Source organism: Brevibacterium sediminis (genome assembly GCF_024895295.1).
GTDB lineage: Bacteria > Actinomycetota > Actinomycetes > Actinomycetales > Brevibacteriaceae > Brevibacterium > Brevibacterium sediminis.
In genome coordinates this window covers 149,814-158,416 of record NZ_JAHQRN010000009.1, presented here as the reverse complement: position 1 = coordinate 158,416, position 8,603 = coordinate 149,814, and the positions used below count along the sequence as shown (strand labels likewise).

At 61.2% G+C, this 8,603-nt stretch carries 8 protein-coding genes and 1 pseudogene; 4 read left to right on the top strand and 5 right to left on the bottom strand.

All coding sequences use genetic code 11. The annotated features are described in order from the left end of the window. The coding region (locus KTJ89_RS17655; RefSeq protein ID WP_259358733.1) for a formate/nitrite transporter family protein at positions 1–1,172 on the top strand (1,172 nt) is incomplete at its 5' end. Between the two features lie 9 nt (positions 1,173–1,181). Here the strand turns inward: KTJ89_RS17655 and KTJ89_RS17650 are convergent. Both KTJ89_RS17650 and tyrS read right to left on the bottom strand, forming a co-directional pair. Next, positions 1,182–1,583, bottom strand: a complete 402-nt coding sequence (locus KTJ89_RS17650; protein WP_025780405.1) for a YccF domain-containing protein — start codon at positions 1,581–1,583, stop codon at positions 1,182–1,184. 314 nt (positions 1,584–1,897) lie between these two features. Then, on the bottom strand, positions 1,898–3,184 hold the full coding sequence (gene tyrS / locus KTJ89_RS17645) for a tyrosine--tRNA ligase (RefSeq protein WP_259358732.1): 1,287 nt from the start codon (positions 3,182–3,184) through the stop codon (positions 1,898–1,900). Positions 3,185–3,439: 255 nt separating this feature from the next. Between tyrS and KTJ89_RS17640 the strand changes: the two genes are divergently transcribed. Both KTJ89_RS17640 and KTJ89_RS17635 read left to right on the top strand, forming a co-directional pair. Continuing rightward, positions 3,440–3,832, top strand: a complete 393-nt coding sequence (locus tag KTJ89_RS17640) for a YciI family protein (RefSeq protein ID WP_259358731.1) — start codon at positions 3,440–3,442, stop codon at positions 3,830–3,832. A gap of 2 nt (positions 3,833–3,834) precedes the next feature. Continuing rightward, a complete protein-coding gene (locus KTJ89_RS17635) occupies positions 3,835–5,064 on the top strand; it encodes an RNA polymerase sigma factor (protein ID WP_259358730.1) in 1,230 nt (409 codons plus the stop codon). Positions 5,065–5,069: 5 nt separating this feature from the next. On the opposite strand, the gene KTJ89_RS17630 is transcribed toward KTJ89_RS17635, so the two are convergent. The 3 genes and pseudogenes from KTJ89_RS17630 to KTJ89_RS17620 form a co-directional block, all read right to left on the bottom strand. Beyond that, entirely contained in the window at positions 5,070–6,446 is a 1,377-nt protein-coding gene (locus KTJ89_RS17630; RefSeq protein WP_259358729.1) for an MFS transporter, read from the bottom strand. Between the two features lie 7 nt (positions 6,447–6,453). Further along, positions 6,454–7,230 carry an MBL fold metallo-hydrolase gene (locus KTJ89_RS17625; RefSeq protein ID WP_259358739.1) on the bottom strand — a complete coding sequence of 259 codons (777 nt, stop codon included), beginning with the start codon at positions 7,228–7,230 and terminating at the stop codon, positions 6,454–6,456. 45 nt (positions 7,231–7,275) lie between these two features. After that, positions 7,276–7,473 (bottom strand): annotated as a pseudogene (locus KTJ89_RS17620) (MBL fold metallo-hydrolase); the annotation flags it as partial. Between the two features lie 118 nt (positions 7,474–7,591). Between KTJ89_RS17620 and KTJ89_RS17615 the strand changes: the two are divergent. Then, positions 7,592–8,545, top strand: a complete 954-nt coding sequence (locus tag KTJ89_RS17615) for a LysR family transcriptional regulator (protein ID WP_139908306.1) — start codon at positions 7,592–7,594, stop codon at positions 8,543–8,545. Positions 8,546–8,603 lie beyond the last annotated feature (58 nt).

Genomic DNA, 8,603 nt, shown 5'->3' with positions numbered 1-8,603 from the left:
TTGTGTCACCCACCCAATCGCCTGAACCCTCGGATCAAACCGTGTTTGTCCTGGTCAGACCCGGTGGAAACTCTGTCTCGAAGACGGTGTTTCCGGCGGGGCAACGAGATATAACTCTAGACCACCCCAGAGCCACCGTGCAACTCGAAACCGGAAATTCACCTGTGACACCCGTCACCAGCTCCAGATGCCCGGTTTCGCACCTACTTCCACAAGCACAAACGTACGGCTGCAGAACCCCGCCATGCTCTCGCCGGCGGCAGCAGATTGCCCTCATTGTGCAGATGATTCCCAGCGTTTCAGCGCGTCCCGACCCCTACACTGACGGGATGACTCAGAAAGAGCAGCGAGAACGACTTGGCCGCAACGAACTCGATCTCGAAGACGCCCTCATCGACGAGGCGGCCAATACAGTCACTGAGGGCGCCAAGCGGCTCAACCGGAAATGGCCGGAACTCATCGTCACCGGGCTCTTCGGCGGCATCGATGTCGGGCTCGGCATCTTGGCTATGGTGCTCGTCAAGCAAGCGACCGGGTCGACGATCCTCGCCGGGATGGCATTCGGCATCGGCCTTCTGGCATTGAAGCTGGCGCACTCGGAACTCTTCACCGAAGAATTCCTCCTTCCGATCAACGCCGTCATCGCCGGCCAGGCGAATTGGATCCAGGTGCTCCGCCTCTGGCTGACCACTCTCGTGACGAACCTGATCGGGGGCGCGGTCTTCGCCTGGCTGATCGTTATCGCCCTCCCGGATTACCACAAAACGATTGCGGATATGGCGCTCGGCTATATCAACCAGTCTTCACTCATCGTCATGCTCGCCCTCTCACTACTGGCCGGCGCGACGATCACATTGTCGACACGGATGCAACAGGGAACGTCGAACGACGTCGTCAAGGCGATCGTCTGTATGATCACCGGTCTGTTGGTGATCGGCGTCAGCATGCTGCACGGAGCTATCAATGCGATCGTCATCTTCGCCGCCATGATGACGGGCGCGGACATTTCGATTCTCGATTTCCTGCAGTGGTTCGGAATCGTGATCCCGTTCAACATGCTCGGCGGACTGCTGATCATTACCCTGCCCCGAATCGTGCGCACTCGCCGCGTGCTCTGGGCAGTACGCCAAGGCCGCATCTCTCTCGAGGAACTCGAAGAGCAGAGCTCCTAAAGCGGTGACTCAGGCTCCGCGGTAGCCGGGCATCAGCCGGTCGCTGTCGACGATCTGCTTGCCCAGCGGCATGAGCGAGACGGGGATGAGTTTGATGTTCGCCCAGCCGAGCGGGATGCCGATGATCGAGATGAACAGCGGGATCGACGTGACGACGTGTCCGATGGCGAGCCAGACGCCGGCGACGATGAGCCAGATGATGTTGCCCAGGGTGGTCGCCACACCGGCCGGGCGGGTTTCGATGACCTCGCGGCCGAAGGGCCAGAGTGCGTAGTTGCCGATGCGGAATGACGCGATGCCCCACGGGATGGTGACAATGAAGATGCAGGCGATGATGCCGGCGGCCCAGTATCCGAGTGCCAGCCAGAGGCCGGAGAAGATGAACCAGATGATGTTGAGCAGAGTGCGCATGATCTCCTCGTGCGTTCGTCAGTCGGTATTCGTTCGGTTGTCCGTCATCTGCCAGTCTGCTCGATGACCGCATGCTTTTCCATGGTGATGCCCCCACATCGGCGATACGGTTGACCGCAGTCTGCCAGAGCGCACGCTGATTGACCGCGTTCCGTTGGCCGCAAAGCTGCCGCTGAAGCCGCCTCTACAACTCGGCTTTTTGTATTCGCGGGTGACAAGGTTTCCCATTGTCGAACGGGCCTAACCGGAGTGAATACGACAATGCCGCGCCCTCCGGGAGCGGAGGACACGGCATTATCAGTGACGGAGGTTGCTCAGCCGACGATGTCGACAGCACCCAGGGTCTTCTTGCCTCGGCGCAGGAGGACGACTCCTCCAGCTTCTGTCGAGAGCACATCATCGGAAGTCAGAGTCTGCTCCTGGTCGGCGACCTTGACGTTGTTGACGTACGCTCCCCCATCCTTGATGGCGCGACGAGCCTCGCCCTTGGACTTGACGATGCCGGCCGTGACGAACGCATCAGCAACAGGCAGGCCTTCGGCCAGCTGGGTCGCCGACACCTCACCACGCGGCAGCTCGGAAGTTGCGGCACCCAGCGTCGAGGCATCGAGACCGGCGAGCTCTCCCCCGCCGAAGAGGGCGGAGGCCGCGGCGATGGCCTGTTCGTAAGCCTGGCGTCCGTGGACCAAGGTCGTGACATCCTCGGCGAGGGCCTTCTGCGCCACACGGGTGTGCGGGGCAGCGGTGAACTCGGCTTCGATGGCTTCGATCTCCTCGAGCGGGCGCAGCGAGAACACCTTGAGGTACTTCACCACGTCGCGGTCGTCGGCGTTGAGCCAGAACTGGCTGAACGCGTACGGGCTGGTCAGCGACGAATCGAGCCATACGGTGCCGGATTCGGTCTTGCCGAACTTCGTACCGTCAGCCTTCGTGATCAGCGGGGTCGCCAGGGCATGGACGGACTTCTGCTCGACGCGGCGGATGAGGTCGACGCCCGAGGTCAGGTTGCCCCACTGGTCGGAGCCACCGGTCTGCAGGGAGCAGCCGTAGCGGCGATTGAGCTCGAGGTAGTCGTTGCCCTGGAGGATCTGGTACGAGAACTCGGTGAAGGAGATGCCGGCTTCGCTGTTGAGGCGAGCGGAGACGGATTCCTTCGCGAGCATCCGGTTGACCGGGAAGTGCTTGCCGATGTCGCGGAGGAAGTCGATGGCCGACAGCTGCGAGGTCCAGTCGAGGTTGTTGACGATCTGCGCGGCATGGGGGCCATCGAAATCGAGGAACTTCTCGACCTGAGCGCGGATCTTCGCCACCCACTCCTCGACGACCTCACGCGGGTTGAGCGTCCGCTCCCCCGACATGCGCGGGTCGCCGATGAGGCCGGTGGCGCCGCCGACGAGGGCGAGCGGGTTGTGTCCGGCCCGCTGGAGGCGGGCGGCGGTGAGCAGCTGCACGAGGTTGCCCATGTGCAGGCTCGGGGCCGTCGGATCGAAACCGACATAATAGGTCAGCGACTCCTCGGCCAGGGCTTTCTGCAGGGCGGTCTCGTCAGTAGATACTGCGACGAGCCCGCGGGCCTTGAGTTCGCTGAAGATGTCGGTCACTTCGGTCCTTTCGAATCTGTGGTCTGTGCCGGCGCGGAGCCGACGGGGTCAATTCTACGTGGTCGCCGAGGCGGCCGTGCCCTTGGTCCGAGACCGCAGAGTTTCCCTCATCGATAGTTGCCGCGATGACATCACTGGAGCCATACCTTGAAAGCGGATGCCAGAAAAAGTATCGCCCAGCTGTCGAAATCTTCACTTCAGCTCCGATGTCACACTAGAAGGGCCGAGAGGCGGCCCTCGACGAAAGGCAGAACAATGAAGTACGTCATTCTCATCCACTCGAATCCCCAGCCTTGGGGTCACCCCACCGGCGACTATGTTGCCGAGGTACAGGCCCTGCCCAAAGAAGAGCGGGAAAAGTTGGATGCTGACTTCGAGAAACTCCTGGGCGAACTTCAGGAGCGAGGCGAACTGGTCGGCGGCGAGGCTCTGGGCGACCCCGCAACCTCCACGCTTTACCGGTGGAAGGCCGGTGAGCCGACATCGAACGACGGCCCCTACGCGGAGTCGAAAGAGCACCTCGCTGGGTTCTTCAAGATCGACGTCGAATCGCAGGAACGCGCCGAGGAAATCGCCGCCCGATTCGCCGGCCCCGGGGAGACCGTCGAGCTGCGACCGATCATGGTCTTCGGTGACGACGGAGAATGACGATGACGACCAGTGAGGATGTGTGGCGCCGCGAGTCGCCGCACATCCTCGCTGCTCTGATGAGGCGATTCGGTGACTTCGCCGCGTGCGAGGACGCCGTTCAGGAAGCACTGTTCGAAGCATCCCAGCAGTGGCCGACGAAAGGTGTGCCGGACAAACCCCGAGGCTGGCTGCTGCGGGTCGCGTCCCGTCGCCTCATCGATGTCAAGCGTCAGGACGGCGCGCGACTCGAACGCGAGCGGAGAATGTTCGCACGTGATCGCCCCGATCAGATTGTCATCGCCGAGGTGGCCCTTGAGAACCGTGATTCCTCACTTCAGGTCCTCGCTCTGTGTTGTCATCCGTCGCTCAGTTCCGAGGCTCAGGTGACCTTGACCTTGCGGGCCGTCCTCGGCTTGAGCACGAACCAGATCGCCGCCCTGTATCTCATTCCGTCCGCCACTGCGGGACAGAGAATCAGCAGAGCCAAGTCCACGATCGATGAGAACGGTCGGCACTTCCCGCGTCCAGAGACTACGACCGAGCGGCTTCCCGCGATGCTCCATGCCCTCTACCTCATGTACACCGCCGGTCACAGTCGCCCGAACAGTGACGACCTATTCGACCAAGCGGTCACGGACGAGGCCATCAGGCTGGCTCGTCTGCTTCATGCAGCACTGCCCGATGAGACCGAGACTGCGGGATTGCTTGCGCTCATGCTCCTCAGCGAGGCACGCCGACCGGGCCGCAGGACCCATGCCGGTGAGTTGGTGACTCTGCGCAATCAGGACCGCAAGCGGTGGAATTCGACGCTGATCTCCGAGGGAGTCCGCCTTCTGGAAGCCGCACTCCCAACCGGACCTGTCGGGGCCTACCAGCTGCAGGCTGCCATCTCGGCGGTGCATTCAGAGGCAGCGACCTGGGAGGAGACCGACTGGGCTCAGATCGTCAAGCTCTACTCGATGCTCGCGCGCGTTGCACCGTCGCCGACTGTCACCCTCAACTACGCGGTGGCCGTAAGTGAGGTCCACGGATCCCGCGCCGCCCTGGAGATGCTCGAGCCACTCCTCGCTGACAAGCGCATGAGCCGAAGTCACCGACTGCATGCCGTCCGAGCACCGATACTGGAGGCCCTCGGAGATTCCGCCGAGGCACTGACTGCCTACCGGACCGCCAGCAGACTGTGCACGAACGTCCCTGAGCAGAGATACATCAACGCTCAGATCACTCGGCTGTCGGCCGGCGCAGACTGACGAATCTATTTGCCGTGAGTCTGAGCAACTGGCTCGATGTCGAGTTCTGCGACTGATGCCGCTGGATTCGGGGCACTCTCTGAAAAGGGACGGCTCGCCATTACAGCAATCGCCCCGACTACGGCGAAGAGTGCCCAGACCCCTCCGATGAGGTAGGAGCCGACGCCCGGCACCAAGATTAGAGCGGACGCGATCATCGGCGAGAGTCCCGCTCCAAGCGCTGCAGCGAGCTGATAGCCGACGGACGCACCGGTGTATCTCACTGCTGGAGGGAAGAGCTCCGAGACATAGGCCGCGATAGGTCCATAGCACAAGCCCTGGACGATTCCATTGCCGAGAATGATTGCGGCTGCATACTGGTTGAGCTCTCCACTGACGATGAGCAGCACGATCGGAACCGCGAGGACCGCGGCCACGACATGGGCACCGACGAGAGAACGTTTGCGCCCGATCCTGTCGCTGAGTCGGGCGACGATGAAGGTGACGATCAGGGTCGTCAACGCTCCGACGGCCTTCCAGTTGAGGACATCGGATTTGTCCTCACCTGCTGCGACTGCGACTGACACTCCCCAGACCGTCGTCAGGCCCTGAGTGACATAGATGGTCATCGTAGCGAAGAGAGCGATCACCACCTGGCGCTTGTAGTTCTTGAACACGGTGAGCAGCGGGACCTTCCTCTCTTCGCTCTCTTCTTCGAGCTGTTGGAAGGCAGGTGTTTCACTGACTTTGAGACGAATGATAAGTCCAACGACGATGAGGATTGCAGAGAGCAGGAAAGGCAGACGCCAGCCCCACGTCACAAAGTTGTCCCCGGTGAGCGTCGCAGTCAGTGACAGAATGAGCGTCGCCAGGATCGCTCCCGCCGGACCACCGGCATTGGCGAACGCCGCAGCCAGCCCGCGCCGGGCCTTCGGCGCGTGCTCGAGTGCCATGAGCGCAGCTCCGCCCCATTCTCCGCCCACGGCGATGCCTTGGATGATCCGAAGGGTGAACAGGGACGCGGGTGCGACCATCCCAATTGACGCAGTCGGCGGCATGAGGCCGATGATCACGGTGACGGCTCCCATCATCACCATGGAAACGATCAATGCTTTCTTGCGCCCCACCTTGTCGCCGAAGTGGCCGAAGATCACTCCGCCGAGAGGCCTAGCCAGATAGCCGGCCGCCAAAGTGCTGAATGAGGCGAACAGCGACAGTCCCGGCCCGAGTCCTGCAAAGAACAGATTTGCGAACACAATCGAGGACGCCGTTGCATACAGGATGAAATCGTAGAACTCGATTGCCGAGCCGACGAAGCTCGAGGTGAGGATTCGTCGCATCTCCGGCGTCTTCAGGGAGGTCTGGAGACCGTCCTTGTCAACAACGTCTTTGTTGTCATTCATCGTTGCTTCAGCTCCTCATCGCGGCTTGTGCAGCTGTGGTGATGTTGATGGTGTCGAGGTCTTCTGGAACCAGGAATGTTCCATCGAATCCGGTGTGTCCCTTGTGCCAGACGGTGTCATCGGCGGACCCGGGAACAAGGTGGTGCAGGGCCAGTGCACGAACCTGTGCCGCCGAGGCAATGCGAATAGCCCCATTGACCGAGGTATGTGACTTGTAATGGTGGTCGCGCGAGGCGCTGCCCTCATCGTCGTCACGGTGCGCATACATCTGGTCGACCCAATCGAAGTCGATCGCTTCGTGGAGAAGCAGGTCCGTTCCCTGCGCAAGTCTGACGAGGTTGTCGGTTTCGCAGGTATCGCCCGAAATGGTCACCGAGCCGTGCTCGCTGTCGAACCTGAAGGCGAAGGCTGGTGCCACGGGCGGATGTTCGACGAGGATCGCAGTCACGGTGACAAGATCATCCTGGAAGATGACGAAAGGCTGCATTTCCGGAGTCGCAGCCGTGTTCGGGTGATATCCGATGCCCTCTGGGATCTCGATGTCGCGGGGGTCGAAGAGAGCTTCAGGTGACGGACGCAGCGAATCGAGCACGCGGTCGTTGAGGTCTGTGGCAAACGCCCCGACGATACTTGTGAACATGTCGGCGATGCCAGGGGTGGGGTTCGCAGGTGCCACAGGTCGAGGCGGGACGATTGCCCGCGGAGAGATCGGAGGCAACGCGCCGCGATCGCCGGGGCCGAGGAGGGGAACCGGATTGTCGGCTCTCTGCTGGAGCTCATGCATGCCGAACACCACAAGTGACGGCAGGTCGATGGTGTGATCAGAATGCAGGTGAGTGATGAAGATACCGCCCAGATCAACAAGCTCGAGGCCAGCCTGACGAATGCGACGCCCGACGCCGTGCCCGGCGTCCACGAGATAGAAACGATCCTCAACGACGATCGCGGTTGAGATACCCGCTCGATCCTTGGAATCGCCCTTCCACCATCGCGGGCCACCTGCGGTTCCCAGGGTGACTGCTTTCATCTTCGAATCGTTCATTACCCGGCACTTTCACGTTGTTGCGTCTTTGACCTCCTCAGTCTTTCCCGTTGACATCAAAAAGAAAAGCAAATTTTTACTGGCTTCAATATAGACTCTGGCTATGACTGACCTCACACTCCGCCAGCTCGAGTATTTTCTCGCCGTTCTCGATCGCGGTTCGGTGAGCGACGCGGCAAAAGATTGCCGAGTGTCACAGGCGACGGTTTCTGCGGCTCTCGCCCAACTCGAAAAGCAGCTCAAAGTCACGCTCATTGCGCGTGGTCCGGCTCGGCGTGCCCGCCCGACGAGCGCTGGCAGGGAATTCGGAGTTCGCGCCAGAGAGATCCTGTCTAATGTCTCGGACGCTGTGGAATCTCTTAACGACGAGTCGGCTGCCTTACAGGGACCCTTGCGCATCGGTTGCATACCGACGGCGGGCCCACGGATGCTTCCAGCAACGGCTGCCCAGTTCATCAAACACCACCCACAGGTTGACGTCAGCTTTGTCGAAGCCCATCCGTTGACCGTTCAGCAGATGGTTCTCAATGGCGAAGTCGATGTTGCTGTCATGTACCGCAAGCAGATCCAGATCGAGGGAGTGACCAGGCACGACCTCGCCGAGGTGCAGCTGCATGCCATCGTCTCTGCGGATCATCCTGCAGCAGACCAGGACGGCGTCGATATCGCCGAGCTCATCGACGACCCGCTCATCCTGCTCGATTCTCCGCCGACCGCGGACCTCTTGATCAGTCAGATCCGCGGAATCGGTTTTGAGCCATCTGTACGATGGTTGATCCCCAATGCGGAGACAATCAGGTCGATGGTAGGTCTAGGGCTCGGCTTCTCCCTGGCCAACGCTGTTCCTCACCCTGACACCCTGACCTTTCAGGGCATGCCAGTGCGATATCTGCCGGTGACGAATCTGGAATTCTCCAACACGATCGTGGGAGTGACGATGGCCGGAGCGCGGTTGTCGAAGAAGCTCACTGCAGCCCTCGACATCCTTCGTAGGACTGCAGCTGAGACCGATCCCCACCGATGGAACCGCCAGAGCCGAAAACCGAAGCGGACGTAGCGCTAGGCCGGAACATCAGCTTCCGAAAACTCGCGGTCGGCCGCGAGCAGCGCACAAC

Coding starts and splice junctions, on each gene's coding strand:
- KTJ89_RS17635 (WP_259358730.1), top strand. CDS start 3,835: ATGACGACCAGTGAGGATGTGTGGCGCCGCGAGTCGCCGCACATCCTC.
- KTJ89_RS17625 (WP_259358739.1), bottom strand. CDS start 7,230: ATGCATGAGCTCCAGCAGAGAGCCGACAATCCGGTTCCCCTCCTCGGC.
- KTJ89_RS17640 (WP_259358731.1), top strand. CDS start 3,440: ATGAAGTACGTCATTCTCATCCACTCGAATCCCCAGCCTTGGGGTCAC.
- KTJ89_RS17630 (WP_259358729.1), bottom strand. CDS start 6,446: ATGAATGACAACAAAGACGTTGTTGACAAGGACGGTCTCCAGACCTCC.
- KTJ89_RS17650 (WP_025780405.1), bottom strand. CDS start 1,583: ATGCGCACTCTGCTCAACATCATCTGGTTCATCTTCTCCGGCCTCTGG.
- KTJ89_RS17615 (WP_139908306.1), top strand. CDS start 7,592: ATGACTGACCTCACACTCCGCCAGCTCGAGTATTTTCTCGCCGTTCTC.